The following is a 16,847-nucleotide window of genomic DNA, read 5'->3' as shown; positions in this document are numbered from 1 at the left end:
TTGCGTCGACCCCTTGAAACCGCCATTCTCTCGGTCGGGCCTTTCGCGTGTTCACGGCAGGTGTCAGAAGATGCGCCGCGCTTTCATGTCGGAGAAGACCGGCCCCACCCGCACGACGTCGCCGGTGGTGGGTGCGTGCACCATCTGCCCGCCACCGATGTAGATGGCGACGTGACCGGGTCCGCCGGCCTGCCAGTTGCCGAACAGCAGGTCGCCGGGGCGCGCCGCGTACAGCGGCACCTCGGTGCCGATGTGCCACTGTGTCTCGGACGTGCGCGGCAGCGTGATGCCCGTCGCGGCGAAGACCGCGTACGACGTCAGGCCGGAGCAGTCGAAACCGCCGCCGGACGGCCCGTTGATATTGCCGCCACCCCAGACGTACGGCAGGCCGAGGTACTTGAAGGCAAGGTCGACGATGCGATTACCGACGTCGCCGGCTCCGCCTCCGATGCCCAGACCCAGGAACGGCGAGAGCATGCGGGCGAAGACGTGCTCGGTCGCGCGGATCTTCGCGACGTAGGGCTTCGTCTGGTTCTCGTAGTCGGGATGACCGGACGGCATGCCACCCGAGCGCTTCACCGCGCCGACGCCGGCGTTGTAGGCCGCGAGGGTCAGATCGAGGGTGTCGCCCTCGACCAGTCCGCGCTTCTTCCAGTCGTCGATGAGCTTGTAGTTGTCGCACAGGAGGTTGCCCGACGCCATGACCGGGTCGGCGATGCCGAGGACGTCGGCCTTGCCGTCACCGTCGGCGTCCTTACCGTACTGGTCCCAGGTGCCGGGCATGAACTGTCCCGGGCCGCGGGCGCCGACCGGCGAGACCGGCGCGGTCGGGCCGTACCGGAAACCGTTCTCGGCGGAGTAGAGGGCCGCGAGGACCGGCGCGGAGACCCCTTCGCACAGTTCGCCGGCCTTCTTCAGCCACGGCGCGAACACTGCGATCGCACCGATGGGTGCGAGTCGCGTTCCGGGAAGGATCGCCGGGATCGACGGCAACGTGATCCCGGTGCCCGGGATCGTGGGACCGGGTTGCGGGTTCCCGACCACACCGGTCGCCGGGGGTTGGACCGGTATTCCGAAGGGCCCGGGACGCGCGGCCGGCGGTTCGGGCACCAGAGCGGGCGGAGCTGCTTGCGGATCGGCGGGGTGCAGGGCCGCGGCCGCGTCCTCGGGCAGATGCGGCTCGATCGCTCCCGCGACCGCCGTCGTCGCATCCGCGACCGCCTGTTGTGCTCCCTGCTGCATCGGTTCCGGCAAGGACGCGACGAGATTCGCCACATCCGTGTCGGCGTTCTCGGCAGTTGCCTCGAACGACTCGATCGCCCCGTTGATCTGATCCTTGATCTCTGCTGGTAGGTCCACGCCCTGAACGAGCGCACTTGCTGCCGTAGCCACTGCCACGATGACCGCAGACGGGTCCACCGACATCCGCTACCCCCACATCCATCCATCAACCGCTCCCACCGTAGCTGTGAGGTCGATCACCAGTGCGGCTTCCGGATGTTCTTATCACATATATTCAGGAACACGTTCTAGTACTGGGACCAGTGGGACCGGTGCTTCCTGAGGGTCCGGAGTTACGGTTCCGGATAGAAGTCTGCGGCGTCCGGCTGGGTCAGGACGTCCATGATGTCCACCGGATCGACCGCGTCCTCGTCCAGCAGCGTGACGAGCGTGTCCCGCTGATCCTTCGTCACCGGTTCGCACCCGCCGGGCATCACCCACCGGTCCTCCCCCACCGGCATCACACGGGCGCACAGCAACGTCCCGGCGGGCACCTCACCCGCGAGCCAGGGCGCGGACACCTCCACCACCCGATCGCTACGGACGTCGCGCAGCGTGAGCGACTCCTCCGGCGCACTCGCCTCGACCTCGAAGACCGAACGCTCGACCGCCAGCCACGAGCGGGCGAGCTCGGCCTCGTCCTCGGGCAGCAACTCACCGCGACGCTCGACGAAATCCGCGAAGGCGCCGGCATCGAAGAGCAGGACGTCCTCGACGAGAGGATCGGCGACGGCCTCGGCCACCGCGTCGTCGTCCCCGTAGCCGGAACGCGCCTCCGCCAGCGCGACCCGCTGTTCGGCCCATCCGGGTTCGAGGGCGTGCATGGCCGCCTTCATGTACAGCCAGTCGGAGCGTTCCTCGAGCGAGTGCTCGGCGCGCCCGAGATGGCACGCCTTGTACTTGCGGCCCGACCCGCACCAGCAGCGGTCGTTGCGGCCGAGTCCCGGAACCTCCTTCGGCCGGTACCGTTCGAGCACTTCGTGGAGGGGATGTTCGTCGCCGCCCGGCACCCGGGCGAGCAGAGACAGCCCCCGTATCGCGTCCCCGCGATCGGAAGCGAAGCGCGCGAGGTCGAACAACGGGAGGTCGAAGGCGGAGTCGAGGTCGGCCGAGCGCTCGTAGTGCCGTTCGGCTTCCGTGAGGCGTCCGGTCGATTCGGCCGCGCGACCGGCGATCCAGTGCGCTGCCCCCGCCGCACGTCGCGGCGCATGGTCGAGCAGCCACAGCGCGGCCTGTTCGATCGCCTCGGGCGCGAGCTTCTCCCCCACCAGTTCGTCGTAGACGGTCTCGGCGATCTCGGGATCGGACAGCACCGAGTACAGACCGGATTTTCCCACGGCGAAACGCTCGTCGAGTTCGGCGTCGTCGCCGCGTTCGAGGGCTTCGACCAGCGACGCGAACAGGGCCACGCCGGGCACGGCGTCGACGGGGATCCCGAGCTGTTCGGCATAGATCTCGAACATTGCCCGGTCGGAGTATCCGTCGAAGTCGAAACCGTTCGGTGCCACCAGGTCTCCGCTGCGGACCAGACCGGCTCCGGCGAGCAAGTCCCCGAGCGGCAGGGACGGCGCGGAGAACGCGTCCGGTACATCGGCGAGCACGTCGAGGAAGGCGCCCCCGAGGCTCGCCACCTGCTGGCGGGCGATGGTCTGTTCGAGCGCGTGCACGAATTCGGCCTCACTACTTCGGACTTCGTCGTCGACCGGAGCGAACGACAAGCGACCGTCCCGCACGGTGAGTGCGAGCAGGTCTCCCGCCTCGTGACCCGACAGGGCTCCTTCGGGAAAGACGATCGTCTCCTTGCGGACGATCTCATCCGAATCCGGATCGTTTTGCGTGGCAGCAGCTTCGAATCCACCGGGCTGCACGAGATCGAACTCGTCGTCCTCGGAGACGAGCAGCAGGAGCGGTTCGATGTCGTCGACCGGGATCGCGTGCCGGTCGAGTTCGTCCGCGGTGAGGCGGTGTGTGAGCATCCTGCCCTCGAACAGCGCATCCGTCGCCGCGACACGGTCGTCGGACAACCACATCAACAGCGGATGCGGTTCCGACTGTTCGAGATCGATCATCACTTGCTCGGCCGAGCCGAATCCGTGCTCCTCGAGATGATCGGCAACCTCGTCGATCGTCATGGGTCCATGGCGCCGTACCGTGTCGAGCACGGTGTCCCACAGGGCGGATTCGGGATGTTCGCTGTCCGTCACCACGTGATCGTACGGCGCCCGGCAGTGCTTCCGGGGGCTATGCGGTTCCTTCCGCACGTCGCCGTCGATGTTTTCCCGATCGACACGAGAAGAAGGCGTCCTTCGGGACGCCTTCTCCTCCTGTCTTCTACGACCGGTGTGTCAGCCGAGCGCCTGTTCGACGTCGGCGAGCAGGTCGGCGGCATCCTCGATACCCACCGACAGCCGGACGAGATCCTCGGGGACCTCGAGCAGCGACCCGGCGGTGGAGGCGTGGGTCATCGCACCCGGATGCTCGATGAGCGACTCCACACCACCGAGCGACTCGGCGAGGGTGAAGATCTCGGTGCGCTTGCAGAAGTCCAGCGCGGCCTGGCGGCCACCGGCGAGGCGCACGGAAATCATGCCACCGAAGCGACGCATCTGCTTGGCCGCGTACTCGTGGCCCGGATGCGATTCGAGACCCGGGTACAGCACCTTGGTCACGGCGGAATGTCCCGACAGGAAGTCGACGAGCTTCTCGGCGTTGTCGGAGTGCTTCTCCATCCGCACCGCGAGCGTCTTGATGCCGCGCAGCGTGAGGAAGGCGTCGAACGGGCCCGGCACGGCGCCCGCACCGTTCTGCAGGAACGCGAAGGCGGCGTCGAGCTCCTCGTCGTTCGTCACCAGCGCGCCACCGACGACGTCGGAGTGACCACCGATGTACTTGGTGGTCGAATGCAGCACGACGTCGGCACCGAAGGTGAGCGGCTGCTGCAGGTACGGCGACGCGAAGGTGTTGTCGACGACGAGCTTGGCACCACCCTCGTGCGCGATGTCGGCGAGCGCCGAGATGTCGCCGATGTTGAGCAGCGGGTTGGTGGGCGTCTCCACCCACACGAGCTTGGTGTTCGGGCGCACGGCCGCGCGCACCTCGTCGGCGTCGTTGACGGCGGCGGGGGTGTACTCGATCCCCCACTGCGTGAACACCTTGTCGATGAGACGGAAGGTGCCGCCGTACGCGTCGTTGGGGATGACGAGGTGGTCGCCCGGACGCAGCACCGAACGGAGCAGGCAGTCGGTAGCGGCCATGCCCGAGCCGAACGCCCGGCCGTAGGTGCCGTTCTCGAGCGCGGCGAGGTTCGCCTCGAGGGGACGACGGGTGGGGTTGCCGGTGCGGGCGTACTCGAAGCCGTTGCGCATCTCGCCGACGCCGTCCTGGGCGAAGGTCGACGACGCGTAGATCGGCACGTTGACGGCACCGGTCTGGGGGTCGGGCTCGTACCCGGCGTGGATGGCGCGGGTCGCGAAACCGTGCTGGTTCTGGTCTGTCATGAAGATCTGTGTCCTATCGGCCTTGAGAGATGAATCCGAGCAGGTCGTGGCGGGTGATGACACCGACGGGCTTGCCGTCGTCGATCACCATGAGCGCGTCGGTGTCGCCGAACGCCTTCGTGGCGGAGTCGATCGACTCGCCCACGCCGATGTTCGGCAGCGGCGGGCTCATGTGCTTCTCGACCGGATCGGCGAGATTCGCGCGACCTTCGAAGACGGCGCTGAGCAGTTCGCGCTCGCTGACCGAACCAGCCACCTCACCTGCAGTGACGGGCGGTTCGGCACCCACGACCGGCATCTGCGAGACGCCGTACTCCCGAAGGATCTCGATGGCGTCGCGCACCGTCTCGGACGGGTGGGTGTGCACGAGGTCGGGCAGGTCGCCGCTCTTGCCGCGCAGCACGTCGCCGACGGTGGAGTCGTCGGGCTTGCCGTCGAGCGGCGCGCGGAGGAAGCCGTAGCTGGCCATCCACTTGTCGTTGAAGATCTTCGACATGTAGCCGCGACCACCGTCGGGCAGCAGCACGACAACGACCGCGTCGGGGCCCTCGCGCTCGGCAACCTGCAGTGCGGCGACGACGGCCATGCCGCAGGAGCCACCGACGAGCAGGCCTTCCTCGCGGGCGAGGCGACGGGTCATCTCGAACGAGTCGGCGTCGGAGACGGCGATGATCTCGTCGGGGATCGACGGGTCGTAGGCCGAGGGCCAGAAGTCCTCACCGACACCTTCGACGAGGTACGGCCGGCCGGTGCCGCCCGAGTACACCGAGCCCTCGGGGTCGACGCCGACGACCTTCACCGCACCGTTGGAGACCTCCTTGAGGTACCGGCCGGTACCCGAGATGGTGCCGCCGGTGCCGACGCCAGCGACGAAGTGCGTGATCTTGCCGTCGGTGTCGTTCCAGATCTCCGGGCCGGTGGTCTCGTAGTGGCTCGCCGGGCCCCCCGGGTTGGAGTACTGGTTGGGCTTCCAGCCACCGGGGAGCTCACGGGCGAGACGGTCGGAGACGCTGTAGTAGCTGTCGGGGTGCTCCGGCGGGACCGCGGTCGGGCACACGACCACCTCGGCACCGTAGGCCCGCAGCACGTTGCGCTTGTCCTCGCCGACCTTGTCGGGGCACACGAACACGCACTTGTAGCCGCGCTGCTGCGCGACCAGGGCCAGGCCGATGCCGGTGTTGCCGGAGGTGGGCTCGACGATCGTCCCGCCCGGCTTCAGTTCGCCCGACGCTTCGGCCGCATCGATCATCTTCACCGCGATACGGTCCTTGGAGCTGCCGCCGGGATTGAGGTATTCGATCTTCGCCGCTACGAGCCCCGATCCGGGTTTCACCACCGTGTTGAGCTTGACGAGGGGGGTGTTTCCGATGAGGTCGATGACGGAATCCGCAATGCGCATGACTCCATGTTCCCACGTCGTGGCTTTCCGACAGGGTGAAGGTGTACACCCCTGGGAAAACACCCCTGGGAAACGACGAAGACCCCGGACCGTGGTCCGGGGTCTTCATGGCGTACTGCTAGTCGTTCTGGAAGTAGCTGAGCAGTCGCAGGATCTCTACGTACAGCCACACCAGGGTGACGGTCAGGCCGAGGGCGACGCCCCAGGCGGCCTTCTCGGGGGCCTGTGCGCGGATCAGCTGATCGGCGGAGTCGAAGTCCAGCAGGAAGCTGAACGCCGCGATGCCGATGCACACGAGGCTGAAGATGATGGCGATCGGGCCGCCGTCGCGCAGGCCCAGGCCACCGTCGATGAAGAAGCCGGCGACGAGGTTGCCCAGCGCCAGGACCAGGACACCGACGAGGGCGCCGACGATCATGCGGGTCAGGCGCGGCGTGACGCGGATGGCGCCGGTGCGGTACACGACGAGCATGCCGAAGAACACGCCGAAGGTACCGAGGACGGCCTGCGCGATCAGAGTCGCGCCGCCGGCGCCACCGAACGTGATGTCGGTGAACATGAACGACAGCGCGCCGAGGAAGAAGCCTTCCGCCACCGCGTAGGCGAGGACGATCGCCGGGTTGTCCATCTTGCGGCCGAACGTCGCGACCAGCACCAGGACGAGGCCGATCAGACCGCCGCCGATGACGAACGGAGCTGCCAGGCCGACGTTGGAGTTGACCAGGACGTAGGAGATGAGTGCCGAGACGGCGAGCACGCCGAGCGTGATGCCGGTCTTGGTGACGACGTCGTCGATCGTCATGGTCCGCTGGTCGGTGGGACGTGCCCACGGATCCGTCTGGGGCTGACCGAATTGCTGGGTGGCCTGCGCGGCGCCCGCCGTCGCAGAGCCGAACGTGGCGTATCCGCCGCCCTCTTGCTTGGGCAGGTTGCGGAACACCGGGTTACTGGTGGTGCGCACCGTGCACTTCCCTTCTCGTGGTCGCTTCTGTCCGTTCAACGAGGCAGTAACCTCACGAGTTCCCGTTTCGTCGAGAAAGCTCGGACTAATCGGACTCTACCGGCTCCGTACCGACCTGGTCACCGTGAACTTGCGGTTGCGGCCCTCGACGCGGGTCGGCCCGACGATGCCCGACAGCGCGGGGCGGTAGTCGAGGTGGCGGTTGTAGACCGTCCACATCTGTCCTCCCGGGCGGAGGATCCGGGCTGCGGCGTCGAACATCTTGTGGGCCGCGCCGGTGTGCACGGCGGCGCCGATGTGGAAGGGCGGATTACACACCACGAGGTCGACCGACCCGGCGGCGATCGAACTCGCGGCGTCGTCGCGGAGCGTGTCGATCCGGTCGGCGAGCCCGTTCGCGGCGGCCGTCTCCGCGGCGGAGGCGACGGCGGCGGCGGAGTGATCGGTCGCGATCAGGCGAACGTCGGGCAGTTGCCGGGCGAGCATCGCGGCGAGGATGCCGGTGCCGCAGCCGAGGTCCACCGCGATCTGCTCGTCCGTGTCGTTACGGGGGAAGGCGAGACGGGGGAAGAAGTCGAGGAGGAAACGGGTACCGATGTCGAGGCGCGGGCCGGCGAAGGCGGCCCCGTGCGCGACCACGGTGAGGCCGAGTTCGTCGAGCCTCTCACGGACGGGATACGAGGCCGGTCCGGGCGTTGCTCGGCGCGCGGTGAGCACACGCGACTTCTGCCGTCCCCGCGACGCGCGGACCTCTGCGAAGGACGCAGCGAGGACGTCGTTCATCGCAAGGCTGATGTGCTTGTCGCGGCCACCGGCGAACACGACGACCTCGGGGTCGGCGTGGCGGGCCACGGTCTCGGCGATCTCGGTGAGCGCCGACAGCGAACGGGGAAGACGCAGCAGTACCACTCGGGCACCGGCGAGCAGGTCCGCGTCGAGTCCGCAGGAACGGTAGCGGTCGGTGAGATCCTCACGCTCGGCGTTCGCAGCCAGGGCGCGTTCGGCCACCACCGAGTCCTGATGCACCCGGATCCGCTCCGCGCCGAACCGGACGGCCGCACCCAGGGTCAGGGCGCCGTACTGGTCGTCGACGACCACGATCGTGCCCGGCGCTGCGGATTCCAGTGCGGGCGCGGCTTCGTCGAGGAGCAGGCGATCGGCCCCGTCGACGGCGAACAGGTTGGGCGCTTCCACATCCGGGAAGCGCCTCAACCTGTCGTACAACTCGTCGATCACCACTCGACCGTCAGCACTCGCCCTTTCCGGCGTTCTCGATGGCACGCAGGGTGTCGGCCTGCTCCTCTTCGCTGAGATCCTGCCAGGCCGGGAGCTGCTGCTGGGCGTCGGCGACGGCCTGGGCCGCTGCCGCGCGGTCCTGGCCCCACTCCTCGAGCTCGTCGAGGTAGGGCAGCAGAGCCTCGCAGTTCTCCTCGTAGCTCTTACCGAGTTCGACGCTGGTGCCCGAGGTGCCGGCCTCCGCCGAAGCCGAGGTGCTCGTCGTGGTGGTGGTCTCCTCGGCCGAGTCGGATCCGTCCGAGGATCCACACGCCGCCGCAAGCAGGACCACACCTGCACCGAACAGCGCCGCGAGAGTCTTCTTCATCTATGTCCCACTTCTGGTCGCAGTGTCGTTTCGTCCGTTCCCGGTGAGGCACCGTGGTCCGGCCGGACCACGTTAGAACAGGGGCGACGCACGATCTGCGGCGGGCGTGCACATTTCGAGACTATCCTGGGGAAACGGCTTCCCGAGGTGATTGCGCCGATGACCGAGAACGATCCGGCCGCCACTCAGCGCGCGCCGATTGTCGACGTCGCAGAGACGGACATCGTGCGCGCGCTGCACGATGCCGGTTTCACCGACGCCGTGGAGATCGGCCGCGGCGGCTTCGGTGTGGTCTACCGCTGCCGGCAGGCCGAACTCGACCGCGACGTCGCGGTGAAAGTGCTGCGCCGCTCCCCCGAACCCGCCGATCTCGAACGCTTCCTACGCGAGCAACGCGCGATGGGGCGGCTCTCCGGCCACCCCAACATCGTCACCGTGCTGCAGGCCGGCGCGACGGACACGGGCCTGCCCTATCTGGTGATGCACTATCACCCGCACGACTCTCTCGACACCCGCATCCGGCGGCACGGACCGATCGCCTGGCCGGAGGCGGTCCGGATCGGGGTGAAGGTCGCCGGTGCACTCGAGACGGCGCATCGTTCCGACGTCCTGCACCGCGACATCAAGCCCGGCAACATCCTGCTCACCGAGTACGGCGAACCGCAGCTGACGGATTTCGGTATCGCCCGCGTCGGCGGCGGCTTCCGCACCACTGCCGGTGAGATCACCGGTTCCCCCGCGTTCACGGCACCGGAGGTGCTGCGCGGTCATGCCCCGACTCCGGCCGCCGACGTCTACGGCCTCTCCGCGACCCTGTTCGCGGCGATCACCGGTCACGCCGCCTTCGAGCGGAAGGAGGGCGAGAAGATCGTCGCGCAGTTCGTGCGCATCACCTCCGAGCCCGTCCCCGACCTGCGCGACGAGGGCATCCCCGACGATGTGTGCGAGGCCCTCGAGCGCGGCATGGCGACCGATGCCGAGGACCGGCCGCAGACGGCCGCCGAGTTCGGCGATCTGCTCCGCGACGTCCAGCGCGCCCACAACCTGCCCATCGACGAGATGGCGCTGCCCGGGTCACCGCCGTCCGGCCCGCTCCCGCCGCGTTCGGCGCCACCGCTCACCGGACCGGCCTCGACGGTCTCCGGCCGGTCGTCCACGGTCTCGGGGCGCACCGGTCCGTCCACCGCACCGTCGACCAGGTTCCGGCCGCCCTCGACCTCACGTCCCCTGATCGAACGCAGCCGTCTGATCTCGTTCCTGCGGGCAGGCGGACGACGCCGTCTCGTCGCCATCCACGCCCCCACCGGCTTCGGTAAGTCCACCCTCGCGACGCAGTGGCGCAACGTACTCGCCGCCGAGGGAGTGCCGGTCGCGTGGTTGACGGTGGACAGCGACGACAACAACGTCCTGTGGTTCCTCGCGCACCTCGTCGAGGCCATGAAGCAGATCCGGCCGGTCCTCGCGCGCGAACTGGGCCAGATCCTCGACGCGCACGGCGACGAGGCCGAACGGTACGTACTGTGCACGCTCATCGACGAGTTGCACCGCACCGACACCGCGGCGACGCTGGTGATCGACGACTGGCACCGCGTCACGTCGACGGAGACCGTCGCTGCCCTCGAGTTCCTGCTCGACCGCGGATGCCATCACCTGCAGCTCGTGGTGACGAGCCGCAACCGATCCGGACTTCCGCTCAGCCGCATGCGTGTTCGCGACGAGCTGGTCGAGATCGATTCGACGGCATTGCGGTTCGAGGTGGACGAATCGAACGCCTTCTTGCGCGACATCGGCGGGATAGACCTCGGCCCCGAGGACGTGGAGGATCTCACCCACACCACGGAGGGCTGGGCCGCAGCCCTGCAGCTTGCGTCGTTGTCGTTGCGCGACAGCGACGATCCGTCGTGGCTCATCGAGAACATCACCGGTCGGCACCACGCGATCGGTGAGTTCCTCGCCGACAACGTGCTGGCCGGTCTCGAACCCCGGATGTACGAATTCCTCCTCGCGACGAGCATCACCGAATCGATCAGCGGCAGCCTCGCCGCGGCGCTCACGGGCGATCCGCGCAGCCAGGCGATGCTCGAGGAGGCGGAGGAACGCGACCTGTTCCTGCGGCACGTCGACGACGAACGCGTGTGGTTCCGCTATCACCACCTGTTCCTCGACTTCCTGCGTCGACGTCTCGAACGCGACCATCCCGAGAAGGTCGCGGACCTGAATCGCACCGCCGCCGACTGGTTCGCCCGCAACCGCATGCTGCAGGAGGCCGTCGACCACGCCCTCGCCGCCAACGACACCGACTTCGCCGTCGACCTGCTCGCCGACGACGGCATGTACCTGATGGAGCACGGGCACATCGCCACGCTGCTCGCCCTGATCGACAAACTGCCGCCGCGGGCCGTCGCAAACGATCCGCGCCTGCTGCTCACGCAGGCCTGGGCGAACAGTGCGCTGCTGCGGTTGGACCGATGCCGCAGAACCCTCGCGGCAGTACGGGAACTGCTCGACCGTGGGGTGACGGACAGCTACGACGTCGAAGCACTCCACATCGAGGCGGATGCCGTCGAGGCGTCGATCCTGATGAACTCCGACCGCATCGACGGCATCTACGAACTCATCGCGCCGTGCCTGGAGAATCCGACCTCCGTGCACCCGTGGGTGGTGGCGGCCGCAGCCGACTTCGCCTCGTACGCCGACATCTTCCGCTTCGACTTCACCTCAGCGATCCGGCGGCAGGAATGGGCGGAGCCCTACCACCGCGAGACCCGCGGACCGTTCGCGTCGATCTACGGTCAGTGCCTGTGCGGCATCGCCGCGAACGAACGACTCGATGTCGCCTCGGCCGAGAAGTACTTCCGCACAGCGCTGCGCCGAGCGCGACGAAACGGCGGAATCCACACCCACGGAGGGCGTCTCGCCGCTGCCATGCTCGGAGAGCTGCTCTACGAACAGGGACGGACCGCCGAGGCCGAAGCACTGCTCGACGAGAGCAACCTGCTCGGAATAGAAGGCGGTGGAACGGATTTCCTCATCGCTCGCTTCGGTACCGCTGCGCGCCTGAAGATGTTGCAGGGCAACCGGGAGGAAGCCGTCGCCCTGCTCGCCGAAGGACTGCGGGTCGCGGCGCTGCACGACCTGCCGCGCCTGCGGGCACGCATCGAGAACGAACGGGTCCGGCTCGGAATCGCCACTCCAGGCCACTCGACGCGCACGATGCCGGAGAACACCACACCCCACCCCGACGGAACCGTCGAGATCACCCTCCAGATCGAGGACTCCACCGCGATCCGGCTGCTCAGCGAGAACGGGGAGCCCGAGGCGGCGGAACAGGCCGTCGAATGGGCGCGGATGTGGGTACAGCGCACCACCTCGCGTCCCCGCGCCCACCTGCAGGCCCACCGTCTGCTCGCCTCCTGCCTGCACGCGGCCGGACGCATCGAGGAGGCCGAGGAGACCCTGGCCGTCGTGGTCGACGCGTGCGCGGCGCGCGGAATGGTGCGCTATCTGACCGACGGCGGGCCACACGTGATCGCCACGCTCACCTCGATGCGGGTACGGATCGAACAGGGTCTGCGGCCTGACGATCGGCCACGGATCGACCTCGGGTTCGTCGACGAGGTGCTGCGATTGGTGGACACCGAGCATCGTCCTGTCGTGTGAGCCCGGTCGTGACGGGAACGTGGTGTGAAGCCCGCCGATTTCGGGGACACTGCCGAGGTGACGGACCGATACGACAACTCCATCCGGACCCGGCGGTGGGCCCACGGGAAACTCGTCGACGAAGGTTTCCCGCTCTCAGCCGTCTCGGAGCATCTCGCCGATCCCGAGGCCCTCGTCTGGGTGGATCTGTGGAATCCCGAGCACACGGCTCTGCTCGAACTCGCCGAGGAATGGAACCTCGACCCGCACGCCGTCGAGGATTCGCTCGCACACGGCGAGCGCACGAAGGCCACCCGCTACGCCACCCATACCTTCCTCACGGTCTACGCGACACACCTGTTTCCGGATTCCGAGGACGAGAATCAGGCGCACGAGTCCCGGCTCCGCACCACCCGGATCTCCGCCTTCGTCCTGCCCCGCGGCGTCGTCACCGTTCGCCGCGGCACTCCGTTCGACATCGACGAGGCGGTGCGCAGGTGGGACGAGAACACCGACCTGCTGCAGTACGGACCGGGTGCGCTGATCCACGGCCTGCTCGACACGGTCGTCGACGGGCAGTTCGAGACCATCCAGGAACTCGACGACGCCGCCGAGGACCTCGAGGACTGCCTCTTCGAGGACGGCGCCTCCACCCGGCAGATCCAGCGACGCGTCTACCGGCTCCGCAAGGAACTCGTGCAGCTCCGGCGGGTCGTGCTGCCGATGCGCGAGGTCGTCAATGCCGTCCTGCGGACCCGCGCCGAGAGCAACCACCACCCCGAACTCGACAGTTCCTACAACGACCTCTACGACCACGTGATGCGTGCTGCGGAGTGGACCGATTCACTGCGCGAGATGGTGAACACCGTCTTCGAGACGAACCTGTCGCTGCAGGACGCGCGCCTGAACATCGTCATGAAGAAACTGACGGGATGGGCCGCGATCATCGCCGTCCCCACGGCCGTCACCGGTTGGTACGGCATGAACGTGCCCTATCCCGGGGTAGGCGAGGCCTGGGGACTGATGAGTGGGGTCGGGATCATGGTCGTGTCGGCGATCGTGCTCTACGTGCTCTTCAAGCGCCGCGACTGGTTGTGAACCCCGCGTTGCTCGGTGAACGACTCTGTTCAGAGGAAAACTACGAGCAGCACGACGATCACGACGACCACCGCGACGGCTGCGATCACCGCACTCGCCGAACGCCGGCGCTGCACCGGCCCGTCGCGGACGAGTTCGGGATCGGCGTCGGGCGCGTCCCCGATCGGGTCGTTGTTCTCGGGACCGGAGTTGGTGGGATGCGACATCGGTCTCCTCCTGGCTGCCTGTGTCGAAGTCTGACACGGACGAGCCGGTCGTGTTCGGTTTCAGGCTGTTCGGGTGGGGTACTCCGTCAGAGCAACGTTCGATGACACAGGAGGACCCCATGGCCGACTTCGTCGATAAGGCAAAGCACAAGGCAGAAGAAGCGGGCGGCAAGATCAAGGAGAACACCGGTCAGGCGACCGGCGATCGTGATCTCGAAGCCGAGGGTCGCGGTGACCAGGCCTCCAGCGGTCTGAAGCAGGCAGGCGACAAGGTCTCGGATGCCGTCGAGAACGTCAAGGACGCTTTCAAGAAGTAGCCCTTGAACTGCGCGGTGCCGGTAGTTACGACTACCGGCACCGCGCTGTTGAGGTGCTCGGTACCGCGCTGTGTCGGTGCGTGCAGCACCCCGCTCTCACGGGGTGCTGCCGGGACTACTTCGAGGAGGTGCCTTCGGTGTCGTCGAAGAAGTGCCAGGTACCGTCCTGCTCGTTCTGCGCCTCCATACGCCAGCCGAGTTCGCTGTTGTCGGCGCGCTGGTCGACGAACCAGGCGTGCGCGTCGTCCGCGCTCTCGATTTCCTTGGTATCCACGACGTTCCCGGTCGGGTCGATCACTCTGTAGGTAGCCATGCCGAGTGTCTTCCCACGCGACTCGCCGGTCAAACGTCGCGCGAACCTTCTGGTGTAGGGTGGAGACATCGTTCGGCTCGCACATGATGAGCAACCTCGCACCACAGTGCCCGAAGGTTCCGAACCGGACGTGAGAGTTCCCCGCCGCGTGTACCGCGGCCCCTCTTCTTCGCACTGCCCCACGGCCGGGTCTACCCGGCCGCACCCGAAAGGACGGCCATGAGCCAGAACAAAGAATTCGACGGACCCCTCTTCCTCGCGCCCACCACTCCGGAGACCGACGCCGAGACCGAACCCGCCACCGCTGTCGCCGAGGTGAGCGGCCCCCACGACTACACCTCGATCTTCTCCGCGCGCGGCGCCTGATCCCGCCTCATCCGACTGTGAAGCTACCGACTCGGTCGGCTGCGAAGTCGGCGAGCGTCTGCGATACCTGCTCGGGCCGCCCGTCGTTCTGATCGGCGGCCGCAGTGAGTACATCGATGTGCTTGTATCCGGGCAGCACCCACCTGCGTTCGTTCGGATGATCCTTCTCCGGCAACGGGATCCCGCCGCTCGCCACCAGCGTCACCACAGGATTGCGCGCGACACCGTCGCGGTGGAGATGCCCTTCGAAGCGGGTCGCCGATGCGAGGTCGAACGGAAGCCTCGACGGAAGTACCACTCGGTGAAATCCAGTGGTGGCTCCGACAGATTCCGCGCCAACTCCGCGATCGACGTCACCTCGCTCCCCCGATCGGTGTACCGCGCCTCGTCGGGTGACGACGCCCCAGTGCCCACCTCGTCGTAGTCGAGCCACCGGTAGACGACTCCCGGATCCGCGAACACCGCCGGCGACGCCTTGAGCGCATCGCCGAAGAATCCCGACCCGAGCACCTCCGGCGTGGCGGGAACAGGAAACAGCTTGTCGCGCACGGGCGCCCCGGTAATGAATCCGACGCTCACCTGCAGGAACCCCAGCGGTTGCGAATTGTCGTCGAGGATCGCGCCGAGCACCGCCTCGTTGGTCGCGTTCAACGTCCGCACATCCGGGTCGCCCGTCGCGAACATCGCGTAGTCCCTCGACAACAGAGTGCGCAACGTCCAGTCGATGTTCGGGTTGTCGGGCATGCGCGGGACAATGCCGTCGGTGCTGTCCGGGTCCAGTCGCGCGGCGAGTCCGGTGAGTGCGAGCAGATTCGTCGTCTCGGGATTGATGACCGTGGGAAGTGCCAGCACCGGCGATGCCGTCGAGATGGAGCCGAAGAACGCATCGAGTGGCGCCGAGACCGCTTCGGGCAGATCCGGGAGGGCACTCTGCCCGGGGGAGGGCGCTCCCGCCTCGATCACCGTATCGAGCGCAAAGTACCCGCCGCACTGGTTGTAACCGGCGTCGCCCGTGGTGGCGGGATCTCCGTCGAAGTCCCATTCCGCGAAGTAGCCGGTGATGAAACCACCGAGGAATGTCCGCCGCACAACACTTTCCGTTTCCGCAGTTCCGGGTCGGAGAGTTCGTGACGCAGCAGGTCGTACTGGTCGCGCAGCGTCTGCTCGATGCCGACATGCGAGAGCCACGCGACGTCGGCGCCGCTCGCGTGGCCGGCGAATCGTCGCCCGTCCACTTCGGCACCGCGGAAGTAGTAGTCGGTCGCGGTATCGAGCGAACCCGTCCGCAGTGCCGCCCGGGTACCGGCGTGGTCCTCGAGGCAGTTCGATCGCCGGTCGAGTGCCCAGAACTCGATGTGGGCACCGCGAGTCGCGGCCGCGACGACGGTGTTGCGCGCGACGCTCTCGAATGCACCCGCTCCCTCGAAGATCCCCGGTTGGGCGACGAGGATCCGGTCGGCGTCGGCCGAACTCTCCGGTCCGTCGGCCGAACGCCACCGCAGATACGACAACCGGTCGCACGCGGCGGGTCGCGGTCCCGCCTCCGGCGGTAGCGGTGCGGGTATCGACACTACGGACCCGAGCACCTCGCCGGCCAGCGGCGCCGACGAGTCATACGGCATTTCGGTGCGTCCGCTCGTCTCCGCCGACACCACCGATGCCGTCAGGACACTTCCCATCACCGCCGCAGCCATCGCGGCGCCCATCATTGCGCGCATCCCATCCCCCGATCGGTTCGTGCGTATTGAACACCGTTGCGGGAGTCGGGTCTACGGAAACAACAGAAGAACGGACCCGTCGGAGTTCACCGACGGCCCTTCATCGTCCGCGCAAGGGAGAGACATGCGCAGAGCGACGGTCCCTGCCGTTCGGGGGAGGTGGCAGGGACCATCACTCGAAGAGTCGGGATCTTCGATCCTTCCGTTGCGGGTGAAATGTGAGGGTGACATCCTGACCTGGGCATTTCCGTAACTTCGGGTCACATCTTCCGTTCTGATCCCGTCCCGGCGGCCCCAGGAGGGCATGGTGCTAGGGTCGCCCGTGACACGGGGTGCTCCGCACGAGCGGGGCTGAGATCACACCCGTCGAACCTGACCAGGTAATGCTGACGAAGGGATGTCCCGACATGACCACGCCTGTACCCACATCGATCCGTCCCCTGCCCGCG

The 16,847-nt window shown here is 67.5% G+C and carries 15 protein-coding genes and 1 riboswitch; of the genes, 4 read left to right on the top strand and 11 right to left on the bottom strand.

All coding sequences use genetic code 11. From position 1 onward, the window contains the following. Positions 1-63: 63 nt before the first annotated feature. The 7 genes from NVV99_RS07690 to NVV99_RS07660 form a co-directional block, all read right to left on the bottom strand. Complete coding sequence (locus NVV99_RS07690) at positions 64-1,425, bottom strand: bifunctional lytic transglycosylase/C40 family peptidase (RefSeq protein ID WP_024103266.1); 1,362 nt, start codon at positions 1,423-1,425, stop codon at positions 64-66. A gap of 149 nt (positions 1,426-1,574) precedes the next feature. Continuing rightward, positions 1,575-3,485: an SEC-C domain-containing protein gene (locus NVV99_RS07685; RefSeq protein ID WP_231911957.1), complete on the bottom strand. Its 1,911-nt coding sequence runs from the start codon at positions 3,483-3,485 to the stop codon at positions 1,575-1,577. A gap of 141 nt (positions 3,486-3,626) precedes the next feature. Further along, positions 3,627-4,778 carry a cystathionine gamma-synthase gene (locus NVV99_RS07680; protein WP_024103264.1) on the bottom strand — a complete coding sequence of 384 codons (1,152 nt, stop codon included), beginning with the start codon at positions 4,776-4,778 and terminating at the stop codon, positions 3,627-3,629. 13 nt (positions 4,779-4,791) lie between these two features. Beyond that, entirely contained in the window at positions 4,792-6,177 is a 1,386-nt protein-coding gene (locus NVV99_RS07675) for a cystathionine beta-synthase (protein ID WP_006553874.1), read from the bottom strand. Positions 6,178-6,295: 118 nt separating this feature from the next. Then, positions 6,296-7,138, bottom strand: a complete 843-nt coding sequence (locus NVV99_RS07670; protein WP_006553873.1) for a Bax inhibitor-1/YccA family protein — start codon at positions 7,136-7,138, stop codon at positions 6,296-6,298. 96 nt (positions 7,139-7,234) lie between these two features. Further along, positions 7,235-8,377, bottom strand: a complete 1,143-nt coding sequence (locus NVV99_RS07665; protein ID WP_024103263.1) for a class I SAM-dependent methyltransferase — start codon at positions 8,375-8,377, stop codon at positions 7,235-7,237. A 7-nt stretch (positions 8,378-8,384) separates the two neighbouring features. Next, on the bottom strand, positions 8,385-8,741 hold the full coding sequence (locus NVV99_RS07660; protein ID WP_024103262.1) for a hypothetical protein: 357 nt from the start codon (positions 8,739-8,741) through the stop codon (positions 8,385-8,387). A 159-nt stretch (positions 8,742-8,900) separates the two neighbouring features. Here NVV99_RS07660 and NVV99_RS07655 point away from each other — a divergent pair, with 159 nt between their 5' ends. Next, a complete protein-coding gene (locus tag NVV99_RS07655) occupies positions 8,901-12,401 on the top strand; it encodes a serine/threonine-protein kinase (protein WP_024103261.1) in 3,501 nt (1,166 codons plus the stop codon). A gap of 57 nt (positions 12,402-12,458) precedes the next feature. Continuing rightward, positions 12,459-13,478: a magnesium transporter CorA family protein gene (locus NVV99_RS07650; protein ID WP_037216292.1), complete on the top strand. Its 1,020-nt coding sequence runs from the start codon at positions 12,459-12,461 to the stop codon at positions 13,476-13,478. Between the two features lie 29 nt (positions 13,479-13,507). Here the strand turns inward: NVV99_RS07650 and NVV99_RS07645 are convergent, their stop codons facing one another. Further along, positions 13,508-13,684, bottom strand: a complete 177-nt coding sequence (locus NVV99_RS07645) for a hypothetical protein (RefSeq protein ID WP_024103259.1) — start codon at positions 13,682-13,684, stop codon at positions 13,508-13,510. Between the two features lie 119 nt (positions 13,685-13,803). Here NVV99_RS07645 and NVV99_RS07640 point away from each other — a divergent pair, with 119 nt between their 5' ends. After that, a complete protein-coding gene (locus NVV99_RS07640; protein WP_019288742.1) occupies positions 13,804-14,001 on the top strand; it encodes a CsbD family protein in 198 nt (65 codons plus the stop codon). 115 nt (positions 14,002-14,116) lie between these two features. Here the strand turns inward: NVV99_RS07640 and NVV99_RS07635 are convergent, their stop codons facing one another. Continuing rightward, the gene (locus NVV99_RS07635) at positions 14,117-14,314 is read right to left on the bottom strand and encodes a hypothetical protein (protein WP_006553868.1); all 198 of its coding nucleotides are present in this window, start codon (positions 14,312-14,314) and stop codon (positions 14,117-14,119) included. Between the two features lie 219 nt (positions 14,315-14,533). On the opposite strand from NVV99_RS07635, the gene NVV99_RS07630 reads away from it, so the two are divergent. Further along, positions 14,534-14,680, top strand: coding sequence for a hypothetical protein (locus tag NVV99_RS07630; RefSeq protein WP_024103258.1), 147 nt, complete (start codon positions 14,534-14,536; stop codon positions 14,678-14,680). 7 nt (positions 14,681-14,687) lie between these two features. Here NVV99_RS07630 and NVV99_RS07625 read toward each other — a convergent pair whose 3' ends face one another. Both NVV99_RS07625 and NVV99_RS07620 read right to left on the bottom strand, forming a co-directional pair. Next, positions 14,688-14,885 (bottom strand): hypothetical protein, encoded by a 198-nt coding sequence (locus tag NVV99_RS07625; RefSeq protein ID WP_242411692.1) that lies wholly within the window; start codon positions 14,883-14,885, stop codon positions 14,688-14,690. Next, a complete protein-coding gene (locus NVV99_RS07620; RefSeq protein WP_242411691.1) occupies positions 14,882-15,769 on the bottom strand; it encodes a hypothetical protein in 888 nt (295 codons plus the stop codon). The genes NVV99_RS07625 and NVV99_RS07620 overlap by 4 nt, the downstream gene beginning before the upstream one ends. A 947-nt stretch (positions 15,770-16,716) precedes the next feature. Further along, positions 16,717-16,813, top strand: a riboswitch (TPP riboswitch). Positions 16,814-16,847: the final 34 nt, after the last annotated feature.

The sequence above is a fragment of the Rhodococcus sp. PAE-6 genome (assembly GCF_025290685.1).
GTDB classification, from domain to species: domain Bacteria; phylum Actinomycetota; class Actinomycetes; order Mycobacteriales; family Mycobacteriaceae; genus Rhodococcus; species Rhodococcus pyridinivorans.
This window is presented reverse-complemented; position numbering and strand designations above follow the sequence as displayed.

Excerpts from the sequence above, each read along its gene's own strand:
- NVV99_RS07640 (WP_019288742.1), top strand. The coding sequence starts at position 13,804 with ATGGCCGACTTCGTCGATAAGGCAAAGCACAAGGCAGAAGAAGCGGGC.
- NVV99_RS07645 (WP_024103259.1), bottom strand. The coding sequence starts at position 13,684 with ATGTCGCATCCCACCAACTCCGGTCCCGAGAACAACGACCCGATCGGG.
- NVV99_RS07690 (WP_024103266.1), bottom strand. The coding sequence starts at position 1,425 with ATGTCGGTGGACCCGTCTGCGGTCATCGTGGCAGTGGCTACGGCAGCA.
- NVV99_RS07675 (WP_006553874.1), bottom strand. The coding sequence starts at position 6,177 with ATGCGCATTGCGGATTCCGTCATCGACCTCATCGGAAACACCCCCCTC.
- NVV99_RS07630 (WP_024103258.1), top strand. The coding sequence starts at position 14,534 with ATGAGCCAGAACAAAGAATTCGACGGACCCCTCTTCCTCGCGCCCACC.
- NVV99_RS07660 (WP_024103262.1), bottom strand. The coding sequence starts at position 8,741 with ATGAAGAAGACTCTCGCGGCGCTGTTCGGTGCAGGTGTGGTCCTGCTT.
- NVV99_RS07635 (WP_006553868.1), bottom strand. The coding sequence starts at position 14,314 with ATGGCTACCTACAGAGTGATCGACCCGACCGGGAACGTCGTGGATACC.
- NVV99_RS07680 (WP_024103264.1), bottom strand. The coding sequence starts at position 4,778 with ATGACAGACCAGAACCAGCACGGTTTCGCGACCCGCGCCATCCACGCC.
- NVV99_RS07655 (WP_024103261.1), top strand. The coding sequence starts at position 8,901 with ATGACCGAGAACGATCCGGCCGCCACTCAGCGCGCGCCGATTGTCGAC.